Below are 24,012 nucleotides of genomic sequence, written 5' to 3'. Positions count from 1 at the left end.
TAGGCTCGGTCCCATGCGTCTGGGCACTGTGATTCTGCCGATCTACCGCTGGGCCGCCGAGGGGCGGGAGGTGTGGCGGCGGGCCGAGGACCTGGGGTTCGGGACCGCCTATACGTATGACCATCTGTCCTGGCGGAGCTTCCGGGACAAGCCGTGGTACGGCGCGGTGCCGACGCTGACCGCCGCCGCCGCGGTCACCGGCCGGATGCGCCTGGGCACCCTGGTGACGTCGCCGAATTTCCGGCACCCGGTCACGCTCGCCAAGGACTTGATGACGCTCGACGACGTGAGCGAGGGGCGGGTGACGCTGGGGATCGGTGCCGGGGGGAGCGGGTTCGACGCGACGGCGCTGGGGCAGGAGCCGTGGTCGCCGCGGGAGCGGGCGGACCGGTTCGGGGAGTTCGTGCGGCTGCTGGACCGGCTGTTGACGAACGGCCAGGTGTCGTACGAGGGGGAGTTCTACTCGGCGCACGAGGCGCGGACGATTCCGGGGTGTGTGCAGCGGCCGAGGATTCCGTTCGCGGTGGCGGCGACGGGACCGCGGGGGATGCGGCTGGCCGCGCGGTACGGGCAGGCGTGGGTGACGACGGGGGACCCGGCGCTGTACGAGACGGGGACGCCGGAGGAGTCGCTGGCGGCGGTACGCGGGCAGGTGGAACGGCTGGGCGCGGCGTGCGCGCAGGCCGGGCGGGACGTGCTGAAGGTGCCGAAGGTGATGCTGACCGGCTTCACCCCCGACCAGGGGCGCCCGCTGGAGTCGGTGGACGCCTTCGTGGACTTCGCCGGCCGCCACGCGGAGGCCGGAATCGACGAGATGGTCATCCACTGGCCCATCCCCGACAGCGACTTCGACACCGACCCCGCCGCCTTCGAGCGGATCGCCCTGGAGGCCCCCGCCCAACTGGCCTGATCCGCGCGCCGGGTGGTCAGTGCGTCGGGTCGTCGGGGCGCCGGTCGGTCAGGGCGTCCATGCGGCGGGCCGCGATCTCCCGGTCGGCGGCGGCCGTCACGAACTCCGGTACGTGGTCGGGCCCGACCAGCTCCCGGACCGCGGCGACCGTGGCCGCCGGGAGGGGCACCGGGACGTGCGAGGGCGGCTCGGCGGCCGGGCGCGGCGGCGGCGCGGGGAGCACGGCGTCGCCGAGGTGACGGCGTACGTGCTCGGTGGCGAGCATCCGCATGGCGCGTGCCAGCTCGGCGTCCACGGTCTGCTGGGCCAGCGGGCGCAGCCGCCGGACCAGGGCCGCCGCCTCCTCGGCTTCCTCGTCGGTCGGCGGGTGGCGCAGGAACCGCTCGAAGACGTACTCCGTGGTGAACTCCAGGAACCGCTCCGAGATGTGCTCGACCTGGACCCGCAGCTCCCGCAGATGGCCGGTGATCGCGGGCAGCGGCACACCGGCGGCGTGCAGCTCCGTGGCGACCGCCAGCTCCTGGGGGCTCGGTACGAGGAATTCCTCGTCGCTGCCCGGCACCGGCTCCAGGATGCCCAGTTGCAGGCCCTCCTCGACGGCCGTCAGATCCGCCGTCCCGCCGAACGCCTCGATCAGCTCGGCCAGGCTGATGCGCGCGGGCGTCTCGTCCGACCACGGCCGGTCCACCTCCCCGACCAGGCCGAGCACTCCGCCGAGGCCGGTGCCCGCGTCCCACGCCGCCAGCAGCTCCTTGATGCTGGCCAGCGTGTAGCCGCGCTCCAGGAGATCGGCGATCTGCCGCAGCCGGGCCAGATGCGTGTCGTCGTACACATTGGCCCGGCCGCGGCGCTCCGGCTTCGGGAGCAGCCCGCGGTCGGTGTAGGCGCGGATCGTACGGACCGTCGTCCCGCTCAGATGGGACAGGTCCTCGATCCGGTACGCGCGCTGCTCGGCGGCGGTGGTCACGCCCACACTCCTCCGTACTCCTCGGTGGTCAGGAGGCCGCGGTGCGGCCCGCCGGTCTTTCGCTGGCCCTGGCCGCGGGGGACATGGCCAGATACTCGACGGCCTTGCTCAGCGACCCCTCCTGTGACGGATGGTACGACCGGCGCAGGTACCTGGGCATCGCCCCGTTGAGCGCGGCCCAGGACGGCAGCAGGCCGCGGCGGGCGGCGGCGCGGTGGTTCCTGAACAGGTACTTGCCCTTGACCAGCCCCGGGTCGTGCCGCATCAGGTAGCGCGCCCCGACCACCCACAGATAGAACAGCGTCGGCCACGCGAACGCCATGCCCTCCGCGCGCCGCAGATACCGCCCCGCGCCGCCCCCGCCGACGTGCTGGTACATGTCGAACGCGACCGCCCGGTGCTCGACCTCCTCCGCGCCGTGCCAGCGCAGCAGGTCCAGCATCACCTCGTCGGTGTCCACCTCGTCCAGCGCGTCGGCGTCCAGGATCCAGTCGCCGAGGACGGCGGTGAAGTGCTCGATCGCCGCGATCAGCGACAGCCGGAACCGCAGCCACTCGCGCCGGGTGACCGGCGCGCCCCACGGCGGCTTCTCGCCGAGCAGCACGTCGAACATCCACTCCACGTGCTTGGTGTAGCCGCTGGTGTCGAGATTCTGCTCGGCCAGGTGCTCCAGTACATACGCGTGCTGCACGCTGTGGGTGGCCTCCTGGCCCATGAACCCCTTGACGTCCTTGAGCAGTTGCTCGTCGCTGACGTAGGGGAGCGCCTCCTTGAACACCTTCACGAACCACCGCTCCCCCGCGGGCAGCAGCAGATGCAGCACATTGATGACGTGCGTCGCGGTCGGCTCGCCCGGAATCCAGTGCAGAGGGGTCTGCTTCCAGTCGAACGTGACCCGGCGCGGCTTGATCGCGTAACTCATGGCGGTGCGTCCTCCTTCGGAGAAGATCGGCGGTGTCGGCGTGGGGATCGGTGCTGCCAGCACGGTGCCGGTGGTGAGCCGGCGGCGGGCCTACAGCGGCGGGTCCACGCGGGCCAGCGCCCGCAGCGTCTTGGGGGAGAGCCGGGACAGCAGCCGCGCCCCGCGGGCCTCCGGCGTGACCGGGACGACCGCGGAGTCGCGCTCCACCGCCCGGACGATCGCGCGGGCGACCTTCTCCGGCGGGTAGTTGCGCAGCCCGTAGAGCCGGGCGGACCGCGCCCTGCGCCGCTCCTGCTCCTCCTCGCCGACCCCCGCGAACCGCGCGCTGCGGGTGATGGGCGTGTTGACCAGCCCCGGGCAGATCGCGCTCACCCCGATGCCGTGCGGCGCCAACTCCGCCCGCAGGCACTCGCTGAGCATCAGCACCGCCGCCTTCGACGTGCTGTACGCGGGCAGGGAGCGGGACGGCTGGAAGGCGGCGGCCGACGCGGTGTTGACGATGTGCCCGCCCTGGCCGCGCTCCACCATCTGCCGGCCGAACAGGCGGCAGCCGTGGATGACGCCCCACAGATTGACGTCGAGCACCTGCTTCCAGTCCTCGGGTGTGGTGTCGAGGAAGGCCCCCGCCAGACCGATCCCCGCGTTGTTCACCACCACGTCGGGGACGCCGTGGAGGCCGGCCGTGCGCTCGGCCAGTTCCTCCATCGCCTCGGCGTCCGACACGTCGACGGTCTCGGGCCACGCGTCGGGCGCGCCGATCAGCCGGGCCAACTCGGCGGTTCTGGCGGCGCCTTCCGCGTCCCGGTCCACCGCGACGATCCGGGCGCCCGCCTCCGCGAAGGCGAAGGCGGTGGCCCGGCCGATGCCGCTGGCCGCGCCGGTGACCAGCACCAGTTGGCCGCCGAACCGCTCCTTGGCGCCGGTCTCCGCCTTCCCGAGTACCGTCCCGCCCGCCCCGGTGACGGTCGAGGTCGCGGCCGGGACGGCGGGGCCGCCGTACTCGTGCGCTGTGACGAACTCGCCGATCCAGCGCGACAGTTGCTCGGGCCGGGAGCGCGGCACCCAGTGCTTGGCGGCGACGGTGCGCCGGGTCAGCCGGGGCACCCACTGCTCCAGGTCGTCGTAGAGCCGCTGCGACAGGAAGGCGTCGCCGGTCGGCGTGATGAGCTGCACGGGGACATGGGCGTACGCGTCGGTGCGCGGACTGCCCAGCCTGCGGCGGACGTTGTCCCGGTACAGCCAGGCGCCGTGCGCCGCGTCCTCGGGGAGCGAGGCGGTCGGGTAGCCGTCGGACGGCAGCTTCTCGGCGCGGGAGAGCAGCTTGGGCCACTGCTTGCCGAGCGCTCCGCGCCAGGCCAGCTCCGGCAGCACCGGGGTGTGCAGCGCGTACACGTACCAGGACTTGGCCCCCTGGCCGACCACTTGGGCGACCCGGCGCGGGGTGGGGCGGCGCACCCGGCGCTTGATCCAGTGGCCGAAGTGGTCGAGCGACGGGCCCGAGATCGAGGTGAAGGAGGAGATCCGGCCCTCGGTCCCGCCGACCGTGACGAATTCCCAGCCCTGCACCGAACCCCAGTCGTGCCCGACCAGGTGCACCGGGCGGTCCGGGCTGACCGCGTCCGCCACCGCCAGGAAGTCCTCGGTGAGCTTCTCCAGCGTGAAGCCGCCCTTGAGCCGCGCCGGGGCGCTCGACCTGCCGTGCCCGCGCACGTCGTAGAGCACCACGTGGAAGCGGTCGGCGAGCAGCCCGGCCACTTCCGACCACACCTCTTTGCTGTCCGGGTAGCCGTGCACCAGCACCACCGTCGGCAGTACCGCGTCCCCGTACTCGGCGACGCACAGCCGTACGCCGCCGCCCCCGGTCACGAACCTCTCCCGCGCCGCCGCGTCGGCCGCCCCGTCCCGCGCCTCCCCGTCCCGTACCGCTTCGCCCGGGCTCTCGCCGCCGCCCTCGCCCGGACCCGCGCCCTCGTCCCGGTCGTCCCGCTCTTCCCACTGGTCCCGCGTCATGCCGCCACCCCCGTCCCAGTCCCCGTCCCCGTCCCCGAACCCGATTCCGTGCCCGTCCCCATCCGTGACCTCGACATCGATCCCGTCCTCGTGTCCGCGTCCGTCTCCCGCCAGCGCCTGACGTGCGGCAGGTCGTCGTCCAGCCAGTAGGCGTCGGTCTCCGTGACCACGAGGATCTCCTCGAACTTCGCGCCGGTGCCGCGGAATCCCACATGTGGCTCCACCGCCCACAGACCGGGGTATGGGGGGTGGTCGGACATGCGGTGCGGACTCCACAGCGGTGACCAGCCCTCGCGGTGTCCGTGCAACGCGTCGGAGGCCAGCCCCTTCAGGCTCCGCGTGCCGAATCCGGCGATCCGCGGCGACCAGCGGCGCTCGCGCACCCGGTCGACCTTGTGGGCGATCACGCCGAAGGGATACGCGCGATGCCGGTTGGCGTACCCCTGCCTGACCATCAGCCGGTCGACGTCCTGGTAGACGGTGCGCAGCGGGCGCCGCTCGCGCACCCCGCGCAGGATCAGCTCGCGGTGCTCGCGCAGATCCGCCATCAGCCGTTCCTGCACCGGATTGGGGCCGAGCGAACCGGAGTAGCCGATGTCGGCGGTGCAGCCCGCGTATACAGGGGCCAGGTCGAGGATGAACGGCATGCCGGGGTCGAGCCGCCGCCCGGTCGGGAAGAACTGGAGCGGCACCTTGAAGCCGGTGAAGGCCGTACGGTCGCCGAACCAGGCGAAGGGCAGATGGAACCAGTCGCGGACCCCGCGCTCCCGCGCCCACACCCGCATCGCGTGCGCCGCGTCCCGCTCGGTCATCCCCGGCCGCAGCTCCGCCGCGACCGCCTCCGCGCATGCGTACGCCAGCCGCTGCACCTCACGGAACCCGTCGAGCCCGTCGACCTCACGGAACCCGTCGCGCCCGCCGTCCCACCCCTCGCCCATGGCCGCTCACCCCAGACCCCGCGCCGACATCCGAAAGCTGACAGCAATCAATGTGACATCGGCTCGTGGCAAGGTCAAGAGCCCCGCGACCCCCTGTGGATAACTCCCCGAAACCCCCCGACCCCTACGGGTGGTCAGCCCGCAGGAGTACCCCGATCGCGGCGGATCCGATCCTCGGGACGGACGCGGGACTGTCTCGCCCGCCACTACGGTCGGACACGTGACTGTGATCGCTACCGAAAGCCTGAGCAAGCGGTACCCGAGGGTGACCGCTCTTGACCGGCTGACCGTCGACATCACCCCCGGTGTGACCGGGCTGGTGGGTGCCAACGGCGCCGGGAAATCGACCCTGATCAAGATCCTGCTGGGACTGTCCCCGGCGACCGAGGGTCGTGCCGCCGTGCTCGGACTCGACGTGGCCACCAACGGCGCCGAGATCCGCGGCCTCGTCGGCTACATGCCCGAGCACGACTGCCTGCCGCCCGACGTCTCGGCGACCGAATTCGTCGTCCACATGGCCCGGATGTCGGGGCTGCCGCCGACCGCCGCGCGCGAGCGGACCGCCGACACGCTGCGCCACGTCGGCCTCTACGAGGAGCGGTACCGCCCGATGGGCGGCTACTCGACGGGCATGAAGCAGCGCGTCAAGCTCGCGCAGGCGCTGGTCCACGACCCGCAGCTCGTCCTGCTCGACGAGCCGACCAACGGCCTCGACCCGGCGGGCCGCGACGAGATGCTGGGTCTGATCCGCCGCGTGCACACCGACTTCGGCATCTCGGTGCTGGTCACCTCGCACCTGCTCGGCGAGCTGGAGCGCACCAGCGACCACATCGTCGTCATCGACGGCGGCACACTGCTGCGCGCCTCCTCCACCAGCGACTTCACGCAGGCCACGGCGTCGCTCGCGGTCGAGGTCACCGACCGTGAGAAGGAGCTGCTGGCCGCGCTGACCGGCGCCGGGCTCACCGCCCAGACCAAGGGCCACCTGCTGCACGTCGACATAGCGGACGACGCGACGTACGACACCGTCCGCGACGCCGTCGCCGCTCTCGGGGTCGGCCTGGTGCGCATGGAGCAGCGCCGCCACCGCATCGCCGAGCTGTTCACGGACGACGAGGACCTGACGTACGACGACCCGGACGACCCCGACCGCCCGGACCCCGACCCCCCGCACGACCCCGGCACCCGGCCCGACACGAGCGCCCCGCCCGGCAAGAGCACCCCGCCCGACAAGAGCACTTCGCACGACACGAGCACCCCGCCCGGCAAGAGCACCCCGAGCACCCCGGACACCGCGACCCTGACCAAGGAAGGAGAAGGCCGTGACGCAGCCTGACACGGTGACGCCCGGCACGCCGAACCCCGGCCCCCCGGGCACCGGCACCGCCCCCGACGTCATCCACAACATCGGTTACCGCAAGTACACCGGCCCGCGCCTCGGCCGCGCCTACGCCCGGCGCTCCCTCTTCAGCCAGAGCCTGCGCGGCGCGTACGGCCTCGGCCGCAGCGCGAAGTCCAAGGTGCTGCCGATGATCCTGCTCGCCGCGATGTGCGCGCCCGCGCTGATCATGGTGGCGGTCGCGATCTTCACCAACATGACGAAGCTGCCGGTCGACTACACCCGTTACGCGGTGATCCTCCAGGCGGTCATCACCCTCTTCGTCGCCTCGCAGGCCCCGCAGTCGGTCTCCCGCGACCTGCGGTTCAAGACCACGCCGCTGTACTTCTCGCGGCCCATCGAGCGCGTCGACTACGTGGCCGCCAAATACGCGGCGCTCGCCACGGCGCTGTTCCTGCTGACCGCGCTGCCCCTGCTCATCCTCTACATCGGCGCGCTGCTGGCGAAGCTCAGCTTCGGCACCCAGACCGCCGGGTTCGCGAAGGGTCTGGTGTCCGTACTCCTGCTGTCGCTGCTCTTCGCGGGCATCGCGCTCGTCATCGCCGCGATCACCCCGCGCCGCGGCTTCGGCGTCGCCGCGATCATCGCGGTGTTCGTCATCACCTACGGCGCGGTCTCCAGCGTCCAGGGCGTCGCCTCCGTGCAGGAGAACTACGAGGTGATCGGGTGGCTCGGCCTCTTCTCGCCGATCACGCTGATCGACGGCTTCCAGACCTGGTTCCTCGGCGCGAGCTCGGCCTTCCCGCACGCCTCGGGACCGCCGGACGCGCTGGCCGGCATCGTCTACCTCCTGGCCGTCCTCACCATCATCACCGGCAGCTTCGGCCTCCTGATGCGCCGCTACCAGAAGGTCGGTCTCTCGTGACGACGATCAGCATCGACAACGTCTCGCGCTGGTTCGGCAACGTGGTGGCGGTCAACGACATCACCATGACGATCGGCCCCGGTGTCACCGGCCTGCTCGGCCCCAACGGCGCCGGAAAATCCACCCTCATCAACATGATGGCGGGCTTCCTGGCCCCTTCCACCGGCGCCGTCACCCTCGACGGGACGCCCATCTGGCGCAATGAGCAGTCGTACCGCGAGATCGGCATCGTGCCCGAGCGCGAGGCGATGTACGACTTCCTCACCGCCCGCGAGTTCGTGGTCGCCAACGCGGAGCTGCACGGCCTGCCCGACCCGGACGCCGCCGCCCGGCGGGCGCTGGCCACGGTCGAGATGGAGTACGCCCAGGACCGGCAGATCGACACGTACAGCAAGGGCATGCGGCAGCGCGCCAAGATGGCGTCCGCGCTGGTCCACGACCCGTCGGTGCTGCTGCTCGACGAGCCGTTCAACGGCATGGACCCCCGGCAGCGGCTGCACCTGATGGAGCTGCTGCGGCGGATGGGCGCCGAGGGCAGGACCGTCCTGTTCTCCTCGCACATCCTGGAGGAGGTCGAGCAGCTCGCCCACCACATCGAGGTCGTGGTGGCGGGGCGCCACGCGGCCTCCGGCGACTTCCGCAAGATCCGCCGCCTGATGACCGACCGCCCGCACCGCTATCTCGTACGGTCGAGCGACGACCGGCTGCTCGCGTCCGTGCTGATCGCGCACGCGTCCACCGCCGCGATCGAGCTGGACTGGTCGGAGAAGGCGCTGCGCGTCCAGGCCATCGACTTCGCCGGATTCACCGAATTCCTGCCCCGGATCGCCCGCGACCACGGCATCCGGCTCTTCACCGTCTCGCCGTCCGACGAGTCCCTGGAGAGCGTCTTCTCCTACCTGGTCACGGCATAAGGAGCCGACACAGATGTCCGCCACTCAGACCCCCGCGCCGCCGAGCGGCAGGGCCGCGGCCCCCGTCCGCTCAGGGCCCGCCGTGTTCCACCCCACCGTGGCCCGGCTCACCTACCGCGCGCTGCTCGGCCGCCGCCGCGCCCTGCTGCTCTTCGCGCTGCCGATGCTGCTGCTGATCATCTCCGTCGCGGTCCGCGCGCTGACCGGCGCGGACGACTCCACCGCCAACGACATCCTCCAGGGCTTCGCGCTCAGCGCGATGGTCCCGCTGGTCGGCGTCATCGCCGGCACCGGCGCCATCGGCCCGGAGATCGACGACGGCGCGATCGTCTACCTGCTGGCCAAGCCGATCAGACGGTCCACGATCGTGTCCACCAAGCTCATCGTGGCGATAGGCGTGGTCGCCGCCTTCTCCGCCATCCCCACCCTGCTCGCCGGATTCATCCTCAACGGCAACGGGCAGAACGTCGCGGTCGCCTTCGGGGTCGCCGCCGCCGTCGCGTCCGTCGCCTACGCGGCGATCTTCCTGATGCTGGGCGTCCTCACCCGGCACGCGGTGATCGTCGGCCTGGTCTACGCCCTGGTCTGGGAGTCCGTCATCGGCAATGTGGTGCCGGGCGCCAGGACCCTCAGCGTCCAGCAGTGGTCGCTCGCGGTCGCGCAGAAGCTGGGCCACGGCGGCATCGTCAGCTCCGACGTCGGTCTGCCGACCGCGATCGTGCTGCTCGTGGTGGTCACCGTCGGCACCACCTGGTTCGCCGGACACAAGCTGCGCACCCTCAAGCTCGCGGGTGAGGAGTAGGGACCCGGGTACGTCACCCGCAGGGACCGGGACCGAGGCACCGGCAGGGAAGGGACCGGGGCCGAGGCACCGGCATGGAAGGGACCGGGGCCGAGGCACCGGCAGGGAAAAGACCACCCGCGGGAACGGGAACACGGTGTGACGGCGGCGCAAGCTGTGAATGCGGTGTCAATGGAAGGGAGCGAGTCGCAGCCCGGCTGTGATCGGTGAAGACTGGTCGCGATGGCCCCGGCTCACGAGTCCTCCACCGCCGCCCGCGAGCGCCGCCGCGTCACCCCGAGTGACGCGCGGCGCTTCGCCGCGCAGTGGATACGTGCCTCGCCCGGCACCCACATCTGGCTGCTGATCCTGATCATCACCAGCGGCATCGTCGCCGTCGTGTCGCCGCACGTCCGCTCGTATCTGCTGCACCACGTCAGCACCAACCTGGTCCAGCTGCGGCAGCACCCGCTGCGGGTGCTGTTCGCCAGCGCCCTGTGGATAGAGACGCCCTCGGGCCTCGTCCTCTACTTCTTCCTCTTCGAGCTGATCCACGCCCCGGCCGAACGTTGGCTCGGCACCTGGCGCTGGCTGGTCGTCGTCGCGACCGCGCACATCGGCGCGACGCTCGTCAGCGAGAAGGCCGTCATGTTCGGCATCAGGGACCAGCGGCTGCCGCGCTCCCTCGCGCACACCGTGGACATCGGGGTCAGCTACGGCCTCGCGGGCATCGTCGGCGTCCTCACGTATCTGGTGCCGCGCCCCTGGCGCTGGGGATATCTCCTCGGCGTGCTGGGCTTCTTCGGCTATCCGCTGCTCGGCGACGCGACCTACACCGACCTCGGCCACTTCACGGCCGCGCTGATCGGCCTGAGCTGTTACGCGATCACGCCGCCGGGGCGCGCCCGCGAGAAGACCGCCTGAGCGCCGCGCCCCCGCCGCGACCCCGCTGCGACCTAGCCCCGACCCCGCCCCGACACGTTCAGCCCCGCCCCGGCCTCCTGCGCACCCCCGGCACACCCGGCCGGGCCGTTCAGAACGGCCCGAAGAGCCGTTCCAGGACCACCGCGATGCCGTCCTCGTCGTTCGACAGCGTCACCTCGTCGGCGACCCGCCGCAGCTCCGGATGGGCGTTGGCCATCGCCACGCCGTACCCCGCCCAGGCGAACATCGGCAGGTCGTTGGGCATGTCACCGAAGGCGATCGTCTCGGCGGCCGTCACGCCGAGCCGCCGCGCGGCCAGCGAGAGCCCGGTCGCCTTGGTGAGGCCGAGCGGCAGCAGCTCCACGATGCCCTCGCCCGCCATCGTCACGCCCACCAGGTCACCGGCCACCTCGCGGGCGGCCCGCGCCAGACCGTCGTCCCCCAGCTCCGGGTGCTGTATGTACAGCTTGTTGATGGGCGCGGACCACAGCTCGGCCGGGTCGGACATGAGGATGACCGGCAGCTCGGGGTTGTACCGGTACCCCTCGCCGATCAGGACGTCGCCGGCCAGGCCGTCGCGGCTGGCCGCGAGGAACAGCGGGCCCACCTCGGCCTCGATCTTGGCCAGCGCGAGCCCGGCGAGCTGCCGGTCGAGGGTGACCGAGGTCAGCAGCCGGTGCGCGCCCGCGTCGTAGAGCTGCGCGCCCTGGCCGCAGACCGCCAGGCCCTCGTACCCGAGGTCGTCCAGTACGTGCCGGGTCCACGGCACCGAGCGGCCGGTGACGATGATGTGCACCGCGCCCGCCGCCACCGTCGCGGCGAGCGCGTCCCTCGTCACCCGCGAGACGGTGTTGTCGCCGCGCAGCAGCGTCCCGTCCAGGTCGGTGGCGACCATCCGGTACGGAATCCGCGCCGCGTCGGTCGCGTCGGCGGCCGGGGCCCTGTGCGCGGCCCTGTCCATGGCTCTGTCCGCGGCTCCGGTGACGGTTCCGGCTCCGGTACCGGCTTCGGCGCCGGTCACGGCTTCGGCTCCGGTCACGGCTTCGGCTCCGTCCGCGGCCCCCGCACCCGGTCCCGTACCGGCGAGGGCCCCGGCCTCCGACTCGCTCACTTGGCGCTGGACGTGACGGGCTCCAGCAGCTCCCGGCCGCCCAGGTACGGCCGCAGCACTTCCGGCACCCGTACGGAACCGTCCGCGAGCTGGTGGTTCTCCAAGATCGCCACGATCGTCCGCGGCACCGCGCACAGCGTGCCGTTCAGCGTGGCCAGCGGCCGGGTGCCCTTCTCGTCACGCAGCCGGATCGACAGGCGGCGGGACTGGTACTCGGTCGTGTTCGACGTCGAGGTCAGCTCGCGGTACTTGCCCTGCGTCGGGATCCACGCCTCGCAGTCGAACTTCCGCGACGCCGAGGAGCCCAGGTCGCCCGAGGCCAGCTCGATCACCTGGAACGGCAGCTCGAGCGCGGACAGCCACTGCTTCTCCCAGGCCAGCAGCCGCTGGTGCTCGGCCTCCGCGTCCTCCGGCGTGGTGTAGACGAACATCTCCACCTTGTCGAACTGGTGGACGCGGATGATGCCGCGGGTGTCCTTGCCGTACGAGCCCGCCTCGCGCCGGTAGCAGGGCGAGAAACCGGCGTAGCGCAGCGGCAGCTTGCCCGCGTCGATGATCTCGTCCATGTGGTACGCGGCGAGCGGGACCTCGGAGGTGCCGACCAGGTACAGGTCGTCCTTCTCCAGGTAGTAGACGTCGTCCTCGACCTGGCCGAGGTAGCCGGTGCCCGCCATCGCGGACGGCTTGACCAGGGTCGGGGTCAGGACGGGCGTGAAACCGGCGGCGGTGGCCTGCGCGACGGCCGCGTTGACCAGGGCCAGTTCGAGCAGGGCGCCGACACCGGTCAGGTAGTAGAAGCGCGAGCCGGACACCTTGGCACCGCGGTCGACGTCGATGGCGCCGAGCAGTTCGCCCAGCTCCAGGTGGTCCTTGGGGGTGAAGCCCTCGGCTGCGAAGTCGCGCGGCGCGCCGTGCTGTTCGAGGACGACGAAGTCCTCCTCGCCGCCGATCGGCGCGTCCGGGTGGACGAGGTTGCCGAGCTGGAGCAGGAGCCGCTGGGCCTCTTCCGCCGCCTCGTGCTGCTCGGCGTCCGCGGCCTTGACGGCGGCCGACAGCTCGCCGGTCCGCTTGAGCAGCTCGGCCTTCTCCTCGCCCTGCGCCTTCGGGATCAGCTTGCCGAGCTGCTTCTGCTCGGCGCGCAGCTCGTCGAAGCGGGTACTGGACGACCTGCGCCGCTCGTCGGCGGAGAGGAGGGAGTCGACGAGCGCGACGTCCTCTCCACGGGCGCGCTGCGAGGCGCGCACACGGTCGGGGTCCTCACGAAGCAGACGAAGGTCAATCACGCGACCAGGTTACCGGGGAGCGGGCATCGGCCGCGACAACTTACGAACTTTATAGTGTGCTTTGTCCGCTTCGGGGGTAAAGCGAGGAAATTCCGTAAAGGGGAGAAAGGGGGGACGGTCAACCAAATTCGCCGCGTCCCTCCCCCGGGTCATCGCGCCTGTGGAGAACCGGAGTTGATCATCGCCGCCGGGGCTCCGGCGGGGCCTTCGCGGGCCTCTCGGGGGCCGTCCGGCCGAAAGTTATCCACAGGCTGCTGGGGATTTCCATTCTTTGTCCACAGGGTGTGGGGAAGATCTGTGGAGAAGGAGGGAGATCTTTCGACCGGGCTCGATGCTCGGCTATGGATTCCCCCTTCAAACCCGTTCCACACTCACTTTCGAGTGAGAAGTGTTCCCTCGGGAGAGTTGGTCGGGGGAATTGGGGTGACGAGGGGTGACCTGCCCCGCTGTGGACAGCGGTGGTGTCTGTGTACAGATTTGTCGACTAGGTCGGGTTGCTGTGTCGACATGTCCCCAGTTACCCACAGGCTGCGCTCGAAGCCTGTGGATAACTTTTCCCCACGGTGGAAGAACACGCCCTGCCCGGTTCAGACCTGCCCGGTTCAGGGCCGCCCGGTTCAGGCCCGCCCGCCTCAGGGCCGCCCGTCCAGCACCCGCCTCAGGCCCGCCCGTCCAGCGCCCGGTTCAGCCAGTCCGCCGCGTCCGTGAACTCCGAGTCCGTCGTTCCCCGCGCCACCCGCACCTCGACCTCGTCGGCCCGGGGGTACGAACCGAGGAAGCGGACGTTCAGGCAGCGGCGGCGCAGCCCCATCAGCGTCTCGCCGACCCGGCGGTCCGTGAGGTGACCCTCGGCGTCCACCGAGAAGCAGTACTGACCGAGGCCGCGACCGGTCGGCCGGGACTCGATCCGCATCAGGTTCACCCCGCGGATCGCGAACTCCTGGAGGAGTTCGAGCAGCGCGCCGGGGTGGTCGTCGCGCAGCCAGAACACCGCCGACGTCTTGTCCGCGCCGGTCGGCGCCGCCAGCCGCGCCGGACGCCCGACGAGCACGAAGCGCGTCGTCGCGTTCTGCGCGTCGCGGATGTCGGTGGCCAGCGGTTCGAGACCGTACGTCGGCGCCGCGAACTCGCCCGCGAAGGCGCCGTCGAAGCGGCCCTCCTGCACCAGCCGCGCGCCGTCCGCGTTCGACGCGGCCGACTCCCACACCGCGTCGGGCAGATTGCCCGACAGCCAGTTGCGCACCTGAGACTGCGCGGCCGGGTGCCCGGTCACCGTCTTCACGTCGGACAGCGCGGTGCCCGGCCTGACCAGCAGCGCGAAGGCGATCGGCAGCAGCACCTCGCGGTAGATCATCAGCGGGTCGCCGAACGCCAGCTCGTCGAGCGTGGCGGTGATGCCGCCCTCGACGGAGTTCTCGATCGGGACCAGCGCACCGCCCGCCTCGCCGTTGCGCACCGCGTCGAGCGCCGCGGGCACCGACACCATCGGTACCAGCTCGCGCGTGGCGGCCTCGGGCAGCAGCCGCAGCGCGGCCTCGGTGAACGTGCCTTCGGGACCCAGATAGGTATAACGGCTCGCTGGCGACATGCGTTCAGCCTAATGGCCCGCACCGACCCGGAATGCCGGTCTGTTCATCAGCCCGGAACACCGCCACCAGATCGTGCGATCACCCTTCGAGCAGCCGCTGACCCACGTATTCTCCGGGTCCGCAGCCGCCCGGCACCGCGAAGAGTCCGCTCGCCTCGTGCCGCAGGAAGCGCGAGAGGCCGTCGCCGCCGTCCAGCTTGCGCTGCACCGGCACGAAACCCTTGAGCGGATCGGCCTGCCAGGCCACGAAGAGCAGCCCGGCGTCCGGAGTCCCGTCCGTCCCGATGCCGTCGTGGTACGAGAACGCCCGCCGCAGCATGGCGGCGCCGCCGTTGGAGGCCGGGGCCGCGACCCGGACGTGCGCGTCGCCCGCGATGGCCAGGGCGCCGTCCGCGCCGACCTTCGCCAGGTCGACCGGCGTGGTCTCGGTGCCGCCCGACAGCGGCGCCCCGTCCGACTTGCGGCGCCCGATCACCTTCTCCTGCCGGGCCACCGACAGATGGTCCCAGGAGTCCAGCAGCATCCGGATGCGGCGGACGACGGCGTACGAACCGCCCGCCATCCAGGCCGGGGAGCCGGAGTCGGCGGAGCCGCCCGCCGGTACGAAGATCCGCTGATCGAAATCGGCGTCGGTCGGCTTCGGATTGTTGGTCCCGTCGATCTGGCCCATCAGATTGCGCCCGGTCATCGGGTGCGCGGTCGCGCCCGGCGTCCGGTTGAACCCGTTCATCTGCCAGCGCACCCCGGCGGTGTCCCGCGCCGCCTTCTGGAGCACGCGCAGCGCGTGGAAGGCGACCAACGCGTCGTCCGCGCCGATCTGCACCCACAGATCGCCGTTGCTCCGCTTCGGGTCGAGGGCGTCGCCCGCGAAGTCCGGCAGCGGCGCCAGCGCCCCGGGCAACCGCCCGGTCAGCCCCGTACGGCCGAAGAAGGTCCGGCCGAAACCGAAGGTGACCGTCAGCGAGGACGGCCCGGCGTCGTACGCGATCTGATCGTCGTACGACGAGGGCAGCGCGTCCCGGCGCCCCGGCGAGGTCCCGCTCCGCGTCCCCGGCTGTGTTCCCGGTCGCGTCATCGTCCGTACTGCGTCCGACCAGCGGCGCAGCAGCGCGGCGGCGGCCTTGCGGTCCGCGCCCGGTACCAGGTCGAAGGCGACGAGGTGGCCGACGGCCTGCGCGGGCCCGACTATTCCGGCCTGCCGCGCGCCCTCGAAGGGGACGTACGCGGAACCGACCGTGCTCAGCGCGACCGGCTCGTCCCGCGCGGCCCGCGCGACGCCCGCACCGGCACCGCCGCCGACGACCAGTCCGGCCGCGCCCGCGGCCCCGGCCGTACCGAGCAGCCGCCGCCTGCTGAGCCCGGCGGGGGCCGCGTCCTCGGTCCGCACGGACTCCGCGGGCTTCACGTCTTCCGCCGAATCGGATGACTTCACGGGTTGACCTGCATGTTCCTCGTCTCCGTCACTTCGTCGATGTCCGAGGTGCGGACGGTGACGGCCACCTGCCAGGCGCCCGGCAGCGGCAGTTGGACGCCCGCCGCGGTCCAGTGGCCCACCGTCAGGTGCTGCAAGGGGACGTCGATGGGGCCGATCTTCTTGGCCGGCAGCGTGAACTGGAGGCGCACCTCCGGCACGTCCACCGAGCTTCCGGCGGGCGTGCTGAGGAAGAGGTGGACCTCGTTGGCGCCCGACCGGGCGGGGGAGACCGTCAGGCCCGCCGTGCCCTTGCCGTGGGGACCGCCGGTGTCGTACGGGATGGACAGGACGACCTCGGTCGGGGCCGTCGCGTTCCCGCCGCCGGTCGCCGCGGGCGGCGCCTTGAGGTCCTTCTGCTCCTCCGCGGCCCGGCCCGGCTGCGAGCCGGTCAGCATCGTGGTGACGGTCAGCAGGACGACGGCGATGCCGACCTCTATCAGGACCGAACGCCGGAGCCGGTTGCGCGCGGGATCCGCGTCGCGCACCTTCTTCGCCTTCGCCGAGTCCCGCGCGTCCTGCTGCCGCCGCAACTGCGCGGCCCGCGCCGGGTCCTCGGAGCCGGACCCCGTGCCCGCCCCGGCGGAATCCGAACCCGAACCCGAACCCGAACCCGTACCGGAGCCCTTGCCCCTGGCGGAACCCGTACCGGACCCGGTACCGGACCCCGTACCCGACGCCGTACCGGCGGACGCGGCGGCCGGAGCCCCCACCGCGGACGCCACCGCCTCCGTCCGCGCCACCGGCGTCACCCCCAGCTCCCGCGTCCAGCGCCGCGAGAACCAGGCCACGCCGACCAGCGCGCACACCAGCCAGATCTTGATGAAGAGCAGCTGCCCGTAGTGGGTGTCGAAGAAGGCCGCCCAACTGCCCATCTGCCGCCACGCCTGGTACGTGCCGGTGCCGATCAGGGTCGTCACGGCGGTGAGCGCGATGAGGGAGAAGCGGCGCACGGCGTACGGCTCGACCGTACCGGCGGTGGAGCGGGCGAACAGCGCGGTCAGCAGGGTGATGAGCCCGCCCAGCCAGACCGCCATGGACAGCAGGTGGACGATGTCGACCGGCATCGCGACCTGCCGCTGGATGCCGACGGAGGCGTGCTCGGCCATCGCCCAGGTGGCGGCGATGCCGATCGCGACGACCGTGCCGCCGATGCCCAGACCCCAGGCCAGGTCGGCGCGTTCCTCCGGGTCCTCGCGCTTGGCGTAGCTGCCGAAGAGCACGGCGAGGAAGACGGCCGCCGCCGCGAGCAGCAGCAGCCGGGAGACGAGCGCCGCGCCCGGCCGGGTCTCCAGCACCGCGCGCATCACATCGGGGTCGACCGCGTCGCCGAGCCCGGTGCCGTTGGCGTACGGGCCGCGCAGCATCAGCAGCGCGATGGTGGCCGCGACCAGCGTCGCCCAGCCGCCCGCCGCGATCCGCCGCATGGGACGCAGCAGGGCGCCGCGCGGCCAGCACACGGACAGGAACACCGCGCTGCCGACCAGCAGCGCGAAACCGGCGTAGGCGAAGTAGCGGGCGATCCCGTAGAGCGTGGACGCCGCGCCGCCGCCCGCCGCCGCCGCGCCCGACAGGTCGACGCTGGTCTTGGAGGCCGCGCCGACCGAGAAGGTGAACGCCCCGGCCACCGGGTGGCTGTCCTGCGACACCGCCTTCCACGCCACGGTGTACGTGCCGTTGCCGATGCCCGGCCGCAGCCCGACGGTGGCCGTGGACCCGGAGTCCTTGCCGCTGTCGTGCTGCGGCCTGCCGACCGCCACGTCCTTGCCCTGCGGGTCGAGCACGCGCAGCGAGTCCGCCGACAGCAGCACGCCCTCCGAGAAGGTGAGCACCACGCGCTGCGGCGCGCTCTGCACGACCGAGCCGTCGGCCGGGTCGGTACGGAGCAGCGCCGCGTGCGCGGACGCGGGCGCAGCGACGCCGAGCAGCAGCGCGAGCAGCCCGCCGAGGCAGGCCGCGAGCGCCGCCAGCCGCCGCCCGCCGGTCTGGCGACGCGGTGGCCTCAAACGTGGCAACCGGGCGTTCTTCTTCGCTGCGGGCGCTGTGCGCGCTGGCGTCGCTGGGTTCACTGCGGTCAGCCCTTCGGGTCCGGGCGGTACGTCGTCGCCTCGACGGGCACGGTGACCGTGACCGTGGCGGGCGTGGCGTGGGCGAAGTGGAGTCGCAGGGTGACTGTTTCACCGACCCGCGGCTTGTGGGTGAGGTTCTCCAGCATCATGTGGTCGCCCCCGGTGCCGAGGGTGAGGGTGCCGCCCGCCGGTACGGTCAGGGCCGTCACCTGGCGCATGGTGGTGCCGGTCGTGCTGTGCAGGGTGACGTGCGCGGCCAGCGGTGTGCTGACCGAGGTGAGTTCGGCGTCCCCGCCCCCGGCGTTGGCGACGGTGACGTACGCGGCGGCCTCGTCGGTCAGCAGCGGCTGCGGTATGTACCCGCCGCTCACCGACACTTTGCCGGACCCGCTGCCCGACCCTTTGCCGGACGCGCTGCCGGACGCCTTGTCTGACCCCGCGCCGGACCCGGCGCCGGACCCGGACGATCCGTCGCTCAGCGCGACGCCCGCGCCGGTCGCCAGCGCCACCGCCGCGACACCGGAGACGGCGCCCAGCAGCGCGCGCCGCCTCACGGCGCCTCGCTCCTGACGATCTTCGGCAGGTCGGCCGCGAACTGCCCGGCCGTCGTCCCCGACATGTAGAGGACGTGCGCCTTGTCGTCCTTGGGCCAGAAGGCCAGCACCTCGGCGCCGTGCGTGACGGTGACGCTGCCGTCCTTCTCCTTGACCGGCGGGTCGATGCCGACGCCGACCGAGCGGGCCGCGGCCTGGATGGCGTCGAACTTACCGGTCAGTCCGATGAAGGACTTGTCCATCGCGCCGAGCCACGCCGTCAGCCGCGCAGGGGTGTCGCGCTCCGGGTCGGTGCTGACGAAGACGACCCGCAGCGCGTCCTGGTCGGCCTTCGGCAGCTTCGCCTTGGCCAGCGCGAGGTCGCTCATGGTCGTCGGGCAGACGTCGGGGCAGTGCGTGTAGCCGAAGAAGAGCAGCATCGGGTGGCCCGCGGTCTCCTTCACCAGGTCGTACGGCTTGCCCTGGTTGTCGGTCAGCACGAGCGCGGGCTTCGTGAACGGCGTGTCGAGCAGCGTGCCCGCCTTCTGCGGCGCTTCGGCGGACACCGCCGCCACATTGGCGTTCGCCGACGAGTCGCCGGAGCCGCCGCAGCCGGACAGCAGCAGCGCCCCCGCGACGGCGAGCGCGGCGGCCCCGGTCACGGCGCTGGTACGGGCACGGGTGCGGGTGCGCGTACGGGTCGTGCCGGACGTGCCGGACGTGCCGGACGTGCCGGTCGTGCGCGGGGAAGCGGTCGTGCGGGTGGAGCGGGTGGTGCGCATGAAGGTGATGCCCCTTCAGTGGACGGGTGGTGCCGGGCGGCCACGGTTCGCGTGGCCGCCCAGCGGGCTGTTCGGGTCGAACGGGACCGCGAGCGGTCCGGTGGATCCGGTGGAGCAGGTGCTTCAGGTGCTTCAGGTGCTACAGGTGAATCCGGCGATCCGGCCGACACCGGTCGAGCGAGAACCGGCGCCGGCCGTCAGCCGGACCAGCAGTAGGTCGGACCAGCCGTCGGCCGGAGCCGTCGGCCGGACCAGCAGTAGGTCGGACCAGCCGTCGGCCGGAGCCGTCGGCCGGACCGGCCGTCAGGCGTCCGGCGTCAGGCCGACGGGTTGCGGCGGCGACCGGCGAAGACGCCGTAGCCGATCCCGATCGCGCCGACCACGATTCCGGCGACGCCCAGCGCACGGGCGGTCCCGTCGCTCGTGTCGGACGAGGCCGCCTGCGTACCGGCGGACGAGCCGCCGGACTTGGCGTCGGCGGCCGGGGTCGCCGTCACGCTCGGCGTGGCCGAGGCGCCGTCGGAGGCCGCCGCCGCCGTCAGTTTCAGGGTCGGCGCCGGGTGCTGCGGCTCGGCCTCGCCCTCCTTCGGCACGTCGATCCAGCGCACGATGTCACCGTTGTCGTACGTCTGGAGCGTCTTGAAGACCAGCGCGTCGGTGGTGGCGGGCAGCGGCCCGAACGACACCGGGAACTGCTGGAACTGGCCCGGCGCGATCTTCCCGCCGCTCCAGGTGATCTTCGTGACCGCCTCGTCGATGGTGCCGTCGTCCGACTTCAGCGGGGTCGCCAGCTTCGACTTCGTCACCTGCGCCGTCCAGCCGGGCACCGGCTGGATCGAGACCGAGGCGACCGGGTGGTCGGTGGGCAGATTGACCTCGACCTTCGTCGTGGACGCGCTGTCCTCCTCGTTCGGCACTTTGAAGGCGACCGTGCTGTAACTGCCCTGGGCCGCGCTGTTCGGCGTCACCGTGACATGCGCGAAGGCGGGCACGGCGGCCAGCAGGACGGTGGCACCGGCGAGGGCGGCGATGGTCGCGGCACGGCCGCGCATACGTGAGCTGCTCATTACGAGGGTGCTCCAGTTCTCCACAGGTCTGTGGGAAGTGGGCTGACGGTGGCATGGAACCGCGGACCACGGCGCGTCAGGCGCCCGCGGTCGGCGGAGGCGTGGGCGGACCCGCGCGCCACCGTCGCCGTGCTCCCCGGAAGGCGGCGTAAGTCCTATGGACCTATGCCGTATAAGTCCTATGGGCCTACGTAGGACCGATGGACTCATCAGCCCAGTGAGGGCCTCTCAGGTCCGCAAGGACCTGCGAGTCCCCGGGGCCTACGCCAAGGGGGAGTCGGCGGGGGTGCGTCGCGTCAGACCGCCGCGAGGCCGAACGGCGGCCCGCGCCTGGCCAGCGAGTGCCGCAGCAGCCACACCGTGCGGTGCCTGGCCGCCGTCGCGTCCGCGGTGCAGCGCCGCCGGGGCCGTACGCCCGCGGTCCCGGCCGCCTGCGCCGCGAGCGCGGACAGCAGCGCGTGGGCGCGGCGCAGTACGGCGGGCGAGAGCGCGGCCAACTCGGCGGCGCCGCGCACCGACAGCCGTATCAGCCGCCAGAGCGCCGCCTCGCCGCGCCGCAGCACCCAGCCCGCCACCACGGCGGCGAGCAGGTGGCCGAGGAACATCGGCAGGGAGCAGAAGGGCAGCGACATCACGGCGTGCGCGACGCTTCCCGTACCGCCCGCGGCCGTACCGCCGCTCATGTCCATGCCCGGGGTGTGCACGGGCGCGCCCATCGCGGACGGGTCGAGCCCCGCCTGCTGGACGACCCACTGCGCCTTCCGCGGGGTGAGCGGCGCCGCGGCCGTGCTCCCGCAGACCAGCCGGGCCGCGACGGCCAGCAGACCGCCGGAGCCGGACCCCGCGCCGCCGCCGTGCCCGGCGGCCGTCGTACTCGCGCACATCTGCCCGGCGTTGAAGACGCTGTGCAGCGCGAGCTGTCCGACGGCGAGGGCGGCGGCGATGCCGGGCAGGGTGCGTTCGCGCCCCGCGAGCGGCGCCACGACCGCGAAGACCGAGAGCCAGCCGACGACCAGCGCCCACACCGGCACCGTACGTCCGGACGCCATCGCGTGCCCGACCGCGGCCAGCACGACGCAGACCGCGGTGAACACCGCGGCCCGCAGCAGTCGCATTCCGGCGCCGGCGCGCACGGAGGGGACGGAGCCCCGCGTGGCAGTCATGACGGCGGTCATCTTCTCACCGCGCGCTCCGGGCGGATACGGCGGGTGTCCGGCTCGCGGGGGTGTGCGCGTGAAGTCCCCTTACACCCGTACGCCGGGCATGGGCATCCGCCGAATGAGCGATATCACGTCAACATCGCGCTTACGGGACGCTCTTCGCGGCAATACGTAACCTTATGTCGAGCCGCAGCCAGGAGGCTGGAGCATGAGCATCTGGTGGTCACTCCATTTGCGGCGCGAGGCTGCGAGCGTTCCGCTGGCCAGAAGGCTGCTGATCGGGACCATGGAGACGGCCGGAGTCGATCCGGACATCTCCTTCGACCTGGCGGTGGCCCTCTCGGAAGCGTGTGCCAACGCCGTCGAACACGCCGGATCGGGCACGGAGTACAGCGTCACCGCGCGGATCGACGGCGACCAGTGCCGTATCGAGGTCGCCGACTCCGGTCCCGGATTCCCCCGCGACCGGTTCCGCCACCCGGCCCGGCCGCTGAGCCCCAGGGGCCAGCATGCCGAGCACGGACGCGGACTCTTCCTCATCGAGGCGCTGGTGGACCACGTCCACTTCCAGAACCGGCCGGGTCACGGCACGGTCGTCTCCTTCGACAAGGTGCTCAAGTGGCGTGACGACGCCCTGCTGAAGGCGTCGTAGCGCCACTCGACTCCGGTTCCGGTGGGACCGGCCGGGGAGACCGGCCGGGACCGGTGTTCAGCCGCGCAGCCCCGCCATCCACGCCTCGACCTCGTCCGAGCGCCGCGGCAGCGCCTCCGACAGATTGCGGTTGCCGTCGTCCGTCACCAGGATGTCGTCCTCGATCCGGACGCCGATGCCCCGGTACTCCTCGGGCACCGACAGGTCGTCCGCCTGGAAGTACAGGCCGGGCTCGACCGTCAGCACCATGCCGGGCTCCAGGGTGGAGTCCACGTACGCCTCGGTCCGCGCGTGCGCGCAGTCGTGGACGTCCATGCCGAGCATGTGGCCGGTGCCGTGCAGCGTCCAGCGGCGCTGGAGGGCCAGTTCGAGCACCCGGTCGACCGGGCCTTCGAGCAGCCCCCACTCGACCAGCTTCTCGGCCAGCACGCGCTGCGACGCCTCGTGGAAGTCACGGAAGGCCGCGCCCGGCTTCACCGCGTCGATACCGGCCTGCTGGGACTCGTAGACCGCGTCGTAGACCCTGCGCTGGACCGGCGAGAAGCTGCCGCTGATCGGGAGGGTGCGGGTGACGTCCGCGGTGTACAGGTGGTGGGTCTCCACGCCCGCGTCGAGCAGCAGCAGGTCGCCGGAGCGGACCGGGCCGTCGTTGCGCACCCAGTGCAGGGTGGTGGCGTGCGGGCCCGCGGCGCAGATCGAGCCGTAGCCGACGTCGTTGCCCTCGACACGGGCGCGCAGGAAGAACGTTCCCTCGATGTACCGCTCCGAGGTGGCCTCCGCCTTGTCCAGGACCTTGACGACGTCCTCGAAGCCGCGCGCCGTCGAGTCGCACGCCCGCTGCAACTCGGCGATCTCGAACTCGTCCTTCACCGCACGCAGCGCGGACAGGAATTCGGTCAGCTCGGCGTCGCGCTCGGCCGTCACCTTGTCGGTGAGCGCCGCCTCGATGCCCGCGTCGTGCCCGCGCACCACGCGGACCGGACCGGCCGCCTCGCGCAGCGTCTCCGCGGCCTTGCGGACGTCCCGGCACGGCATCCCGAGCAACTGCTCCGCCTCGGTGAGGCTGTGCCGCCGCCCGACCCACAGCTCGCCCTGGCCGTCCAGCCAGAATTCGCCGTTCTCCCGGTTGGAGCGCGGCAGCAGATACGCGGTCGCCGCGTGCCCGCCGCCCTTGCGCGGCTCCAGCACGAGGACGGCGTCCTGCGTCTGGTCACCGGTCAGATAGGCGTACTCGGTGGCCGCCCGGAAGGGGTACTCGGTGTCGTTGGAACGGGTACGGAGATTGCCCGCCGGTACGACGATCCGCTCGCCGGGGAAGCGCTCGGACAGCGCGGCGCGGCGCGCGGCGGCGTACGCGGCCTGCGGCAGCGGGGCCAGGCCGTGCAGCTCCGTGTCGGCCCAGTCGGCCTTCATCACGGCCGCCAGCTCGTCGGAGACAGCCGGGTAGAGGCGGTTCTTGCGCTGCTTGATCGGCTTGTCGTCGCCGTCCGCCGCGTCGCCGTCCGCCGTGGCCGCCGCGTCGGGGGCCGCTTCGACTGCCGCGTCCGTGGCCGCCTCGGCCGCCGTCACGGCCGTCCCCGTCGTCTCAGGAGTCTCGGGCGTCTCCTGTCCGACCCGCTCGACCTGCTCGTCCGGCTGTGCCTGGGCCTCGGCCACGTCCTGTCCT

Annotated in this window: 21 protein-coding genes; 7 read left to right on the top strand and 14 right to left on the bottom strand. The window is 72.2% G+C overall.

The genetic code is table 11. The features are described 5' to 3' along the window. Positions 1 to 13 precede the first annotated feature (13 nt). Entirely contained in the window at positions 14 to 910 is an 897-nt protein-coding gene (locus ACIOC1_RS02280) for an LLM class flavin-dependent oxidoreductase (protein ID WP_401851245.1), read from the top strand. A gap of 16 nt (positions 911 to 926) precedes the next feature. On the opposite strand, the gene ACIOC1_RS02275 is transcribed toward ACIOC1_RS02280, so the two are convergent. The 4 genes from ACIOC1_RS02275 to ACIOC1_RS02260 form a co-directional block, all read right to left on the bottom strand. Further along, positions 927 to 1,877 (bottom strand): MerR family transcriptional regulator, encoded by a 951-nt coding sequence (locus tag ACIOC1_RS02275; RefSeq protein ID WP_401851243.1) that lies wholly within the window; start codon positions 1,875 to 1,877, stop codon positions 927 to 929. 28 nt (positions 1,878 to 1,905) lie between these two features. Beyond that, entirely contained in the window at positions 1,906 to 2,799 is an 894-nt protein-coding gene (locus ACIOC1_RS02270) for a metal-dependent hydrolase (protein WP_391042111.1), read from the bottom strand. A gap of 90 nt (positions 2,800 to 2,889) precedes the next feature. Beyond that, positions 2,890 to 4,809, bottom strand: coding sequence for an SDR family oxidoreductase (locus tag ACIOC1_RS02265; RefSeq protein ID WP_401851240.1), 1,920 nt, complete (start codon positions 4,807 to 4,809; stop codon positions 2,890 to 2,892). Next, positions 4,806 to 5,747: a M24 family metallopeptidase gene (locus ACIOC1_RS02260; RefSeq protein ID WP_401851237.1), complete on the bottom strand. Its 942-nt coding sequence runs from the start codon at positions 5,745 to 5,747 to the stop codon at positions 4,806 to 4,808. Before ACIOC1_RS02260 ends, ACIOC1_RS02265 begins: the two co-directional genes overlap by 4 nt. A gap of 226 nt (positions 5,748 to 5,973) precedes the next feature. Between ACIOC1_RS02260 and ACIOC1_RS02255 the strand changes: the two genes are divergently transcribed. The 5 genes from ACIOC1_RS02255 (at position 5,974) to ACIOC1_RS02235 (ending at position 10,630) form a co-directional block, all read left to right on the top strand. Continuing rightward, positions 5,974 to 7,083: an ABC transporter ATP-binding protein gene (locus ACIOC1_RS02255; RefSeq protein ID WP_401851985.1), complete on the top strand. Its 1,110-nt coding sequence runs from the start codon at positions 5,974 to 5,976 to the stop codon at positions 7,081 to 7,083. Positions 7,084 to 7,087: 4 nt separating this feature from the next. Continuing rightward, the gene (locus ACIOC1_RS02250) at positions 7,088 to 8,011 is read left to right on the top strand and encodes an ABC-2 transporter permease (RefSeq protein ID WP_355336761.1); all 924 of its coding nucleotides are present in this window, start codon (positions 7,088 to 7,090) and stop codon (positions 8,009 to 8,011) included. Beyond that, a complete protein-coding gene (locus ACIOC1_RS02245; protein ID WP_355336602.1) occupies positions 8,008 to 8,925 on the top strand; it encodes an ABC transporter ATP-binding protein in 918 nt (305 codons plus the stop codon). Before ACIOC1_RS02250 ends, ACIOC1_RS02245 begins: the two co-directional genes overlap by 4 nt. Positions 8,926 to 9,007: 82 nt before the next feature. Beyond that, a complete protein-coding gene (locus ACIOC1_RS02240) occupies positions 9,008 to 9,727 on the top strand; it encodes an ABC transporter permease subunit (RefSeq protein ID WP_401851981.1) in 720 nt (239 codons plus the stop codon). Positions 9,728 to 9,949: 222 nt separating this feature from the next. Further along, positions 9,950 to 10,630 carry a rhomboid-like protein gene (locus ACIOC1_RS02235; protein WP_391158912.1) on the top strand — a complete coding sequence of 227 codons (681 nt, stop codon included), beginning with the start codon at positions 9,950 to 9,952 and terminating at the stop codon, positions 10,628 to 10,630. 109 nt (positions 10,631 to 10,739) lie between these two features. Here ACIOC1_RS02235 and ACIOC1_RS02230 read toward each other — a convergent pair whose 3' ends face one another. From ACIOC1_RS02230 to ACIOC1_RS02190, 9 genes are all read right to left on the bottom strand, one after another. Further along, complete coding sequence (locus ACIOC1_RS02230) at positions 10,740 to 11,591, bottom strand: HAD family hydrolase (RefSeq protein WP_401851978.1); 852 nt, start codon at positions 11,589 to 11,591, stop codon at positions 10,740 to 10,742. Positions 11,592 to 11,737: 146 nt separating this feature from the next. Continuing rightward, positions 11,738 to 13,024 carry a serine--tRNA ligase gene (gene serS / locus ACIOC1_RS02225; protein ID WP_355336600.1) on the bottom strand — a complete coding sequence of 429 codons (1,287 nt, stop codon included), beginning with the start codon at positions 13,022 to 13,024 and terminating at the stop codon, positions 11,738 to 11,740. 658 nt (positions 13,025 to 13,682) lie between these two features. Then, the gene (gene pheA, locus ACIOC1_RS02220; protein WP_355336599.1) at positions 13,683 to 14,612 is read right to left on the bottom strand and encodes a prephenate dehydratase; all 930 of its coding nucleotides are present in this window, start codon (positions 14,610 to 14,612) and stop codon (positions 13,683 to 13,685) included. 79 nt (positions 14,613 to 14,691) lie between these two features. Continuing rightward, the gene (gene efeB / locus ACIOC1_RS02215) at positions 14,692 to 15,999 is read right to left on the bottom strand and encodes an iron uptake transporter deferrochelatase/peroxidase subunit (protein WP_401851975.1); all 1,308 of its coding nucleotides are present in this window, start codon (positions 15,997 to 15,999) and stop codon (positions 14,692 to 14,694) included. A 41-nt stretch (positions 16,000 to 16,040) separates the two neighbouring features. Further along, positions 16,041 to 18,089 carry a copper resistance CopC/CopD family protein gene (locus tag ACIOC1_RS02210; RefSeq protein WP_401851233.1) on the bottom strand — a complete coding sequence of 683 codons (2,049 nt, stop codon included), beginning with the start codon at positions 18,087 to 18,089 and terminating at the stop codon, positions 16,041 to 16,043. A 68-nt stretch (positions 18,090 to 18,157) separates the two neighbouring features. Beyond that, positions 18,158 to 18,706 carry a copper chaperone PCu(A)C gene (locus tag ACIOC1_RS02205; protein WP_391158918.1) on the bottom strand — a complete coding sequence of 183 codons (549 nt, stop codon included), beginning with the start codon at positions 18,704 to 18,706 and terminating at the stop codon, positions 18,158 to 18,160. Beyond that, positions 18,703 to 19,467, bottom strand: a complete 765-nt coding sequence (locus ACIOC1_RS02200) for an SCO family protein (RefSeq protein ID WP_401851230.1) — start codon at positions 19,465 to 19,467, stop codon at positions 18,703 to 18,705. The genes ACIOC1_RS02205 and ACIOC1_RS02200 overlap by 4 nt, the downstream gene beginning before the upstream one ends. Before the next feature lie 317 nt (positions 19,468 to 19,784). Next, positions 19,785 to 20,534, bottom strand: coding sequence for a YcnI family protein (locus ACIOC1_RS02195; RefSeq protein WP_401851227.1), 750 nt, complete (start codon positions 20,532 to 20,534; stop codon positions 19,785 to 19,787). 296 nt (positions 20,535 to 20,830) lie between these two features. Next, complete coding sequence (locus ACIOC1_RS02190) at positions 20,831 to 21,697, bottom strand: hypothetical protein (RefSeq protein WP_355336594.1); 867 nt, start codon at positions 21,695 to 21,697, stop codon at positions 20,831 to 20,833. Between the two features lie 205 nt (positions 21,698 to 21,902). On the opposite strand from ACIOC1_RS02190, the gene ACIOC1_RS02185 reads away from it, so the two are divergent. After that, entirely contained in the window at positions 21,903 to 22,346 is a 444-nt protein-coding gene (locus ACIOC1_RS02185; RefSeq protein ID WP_355336593.1) for an ATP-binding protein, read from the top strand. A 57-nt stretch (positions 22,347 to 22,403) separates the two neighbouring features. Here ACIOC1_RS02185 and ACIOC1_RS02180 read toward each other — a convergent pair whose 3' ends face one another. Beyond that, positions 22,404 to 23,816 carry an aminopeptidase P family protein gene (locus ACIOC1_RS02180; protein ID WP_401851972.1) on the bottom strand — a complete coding sequence of 471 codons (1,413 nt, stop codon included), beginning with the start codon at positions 23,814 to 23,816 and terminating at the stop codon, positions 22,404 to 22,406. Positions 23,817 to 24,012: the final 196 nt, after the last annotated feature.

The sequence above is a fragment of the Streptomyces sp. NPDC088197 genome, from assembly GCF_044741185.1.
In the GTDB taxonomy this organism is placed as follows: domain Bacteria; phylum Actinomycetota; class Actinomycetes; order Streptomycetales; family Streptomycetaceae; genus Actinacidiphila.
This window is presented reverse-complemented; position numbering and strand designations above follow the sequence as displayed.

Coding starts and splice junctions, on each gene's coding strand:
- ACIOC1_RS02280 (WP_401851245.1), top strand. CDS start 14: ATGCGTCTGGGCACTGTGATTCTGCCGATCTACCGCTGGGCCGCCGAG.
- ACIOC1_RS02270 (WP_391042111.1), bottom strand. CDS start 2,799: ATGAGTTACGCGATCAAGCCGCGCCGGGTCACGTTCGACTGGAAGCAG.
- ACIOC1_RS02265 (WP_401851240.1), bottom strand. CDS start 4,809: ATGACGCGGGACCAGTGGGAAGAGCGGGACGACCGGGACGAGGGCGCG.
- ACIOC1_RS02260 (WP_401851237.1), bottom strand. CDS start 5,747: ATGGGCGAGGGGTGGGACGGCGGGCGCGACGGGTTCCGTGAGGTCGAC.
- ACIOC1_RS02235 (WP_391158912.1), top strand. CDS start 9,950: ATGGCCCCGGCTCACGAGTCCTCCACCGCCGCCCGCGAGCGCCGCCGC.
- ACIOC1_RS02230 (WP_401851978.1), bottom strand. CDS start 11,591: ATGGACAGGGCCGCGCACAGGGCCCCGGCCGCCGACGCGACCGACGCG.
- pheA (WP_355336599.1), bottom strand. CDS start 14,612: ATGTCGCCAGCGAGCCGTTATACCTATCTGGGTCCCGAAGGCACGTTC.
- ACIOC1_RS02200 (WP_401851230.1), bottom strand. CDS start 19,467: ATGCGCACCACCCGCTCCACCCGCACGACCGCTTCCCCGCGCACGACC.
- ACIOC1_RS02195 (WP_401851227.1), bottom strand. CDS start 20,534: ATGAGCAGCTCACGTATGCGCGGCCGTGCCGCGACCATCGCCGCCCTC.
- ACIOC1_RS02190 (WP_355336594.1), bottom strand. CDS start 21,697: ATGACTGCCACGCGGGGCTCCGTCCCCTCCGTGCGCGCCGGCGCCGGA.
- ACIOC1_RS02185 (WP_355336593.1), top strand. CDS start 21,903: ATGAGCATCTGGTGGTCACTCCATTTGCGGCGCGAGGCTGCGAGCGTT.